This is a genomic window from Gandjariella thermophila (assembly GCF_005405885.1).
In the GTDB taxonomy this organism is placed as follows: domain Bacteria; phylum Actinomycetota; class Actinomycetes; order Mycobacteriales; family Pseudonocardiaceae; genus Gandjariella; species Gandjariella thermophila.
Window position 1 is genome coordinate 1 of record NZ_BJFL01000105.1, and the last position, 1,560, is coordinate 1,560.

Genomic DNA, 1,560 nt, shown 5'->3' on the forward strand with positions numbered 1-1,560 from the left:
CTTGTTGTTTAACCTCCGGGTGGCGCGGCCCGACCCCCGGGTGATCATGGATGAAGCCCTTGGTTGATCATTCCTCTTGCGCCAGATGGAAGATCACAACCAAGGGCTTCAGTTGATCAGTGTGCACGACACCGGCCAGGCCGGTGCACTCGGGCAGTTGTCCGAGTTCCGCGAGCGGTTCTACCACTGCCTGACCGGTCGGGCGGACGCGTTGTTCGAGCTCGCCGACGCGGTGCTGTGCGCCGGCGGGCCCGTGGCCAGCCTGGCCGAACTGTCCCTCACACCTGAGCATCGGCGTGGGCACGGCGCCGGCTACGACGCGATCAACCACGGCCGCGTCGAGATCGACCGGCTACGCACCACCCTGGCTGGGCTGCCCGTACCCCGTGCCGTGGACGGCCGGATCGGGCTGGCCGTGGATGTCTCGCACTGGCTGCGCCCGGACGCCGCGTGCAGCCCCGAGCGGCTGTTCTGCCACACCTACGCCCGCGGCAAGGGCCAAGCCCAGATGATCCCCGGCTGGCCCTACTCCTTCGTCGCGGCGTTGGAGACCGGGCGCACCTCCTGGACGGCGGTGCTGGATGCGGTGCGGCTCCGGCCTGCCGACGACGCCACCGCGGTCACCGCCGCCCAACTGCGCGAGGTCGTGGGCCGGATCATCCACGCCGGCCACTGGCAGCCCGGCGACCCGAGCATCCTGATCGCACTCGATGCCGGCTACGACGTGACCCGGCTGGCGTTCGTCCTGGCCGATCTGCCGATCGAGGTGGTGGGCAGGATCCGCTCGGATCGGGTGATGCTGCGGCCCGCACCGCCTCGACACCCCGGGCGCGCCGGGCGTCCGGCCAAACACGGCGGCGTGTTCGCCCTGGCCGACCCGGACAGTTGGCACACCCCTGACCACACCACCCACACCGACACCACCCGCTACGGGCACGCCCAAGCCCAGGCCTGGGACCGGCTGCACCCGCGCCTGACCCACCGCGGCCCCTGGCTGGACCATGACGGTGAGCTCCCCCTGGTCGAGGGCACCGTGATCCGCCTGCAGGTCGAGCACCTACCCGGCGAGCGGGACCCCAAGCCGGTGTGGCTGTGGTCCTCGGTCACCGCCGCCAGTGCGGCACTGATCGACCTGCTCTGGCAGGCGTTCCTGCGACGATTCGATCTCGAGCACACCTTCCGACTGTTCAAGCAGACCCTGGGCTGGACCCGCCCGAAGCTGCGCGCACCCGAATCGGCCGACCGTTGGACCTGGCTGGTCCTGATTGTCCACACCCAACTGCGGCTGGCCCGCCCTATCGCCGAGGACCATCGCCGTCCCTGGGAAAAACCAGTCACTGAGCCCCGCCGGCTGACCCCCGCCCGGGTCCGGCGGGGATTTCGCAACCTCCACGCGACGACCACCCGCCCGGCAACCGCCCCGAAACCCTCCCGGCCCGGTCCCGGACGCCCGCTCGGCTCGACCAACCGCCACCCGGCAACCCGTCACGAGGTCGGCAAGACCGTCAAACGCGACCTCACTCTCCAACAGCACCGCAACCGCACAGGTTAAAGATCAAG

General features: G+C 70.2%; 1 protein-coding gene. It reads left to right on the top strand.

Translation table 11 applies throughout. The features are described 5' to 3' along the window. Nucleotides 1-121 precede the first annotated feature (121 nt). Complete coding sequence (locus tag FFT21_RS28410; RefSeq protein WP_225978849.1) at nt 122-1,552, top strand: NF041680 family putative transposase; 1,431 nt, start codon at nt 122-124, stop codon at nt 1,550-1,552. Nucleotides 1,553-1,560 lie beyond the last annotated feature (8 nt).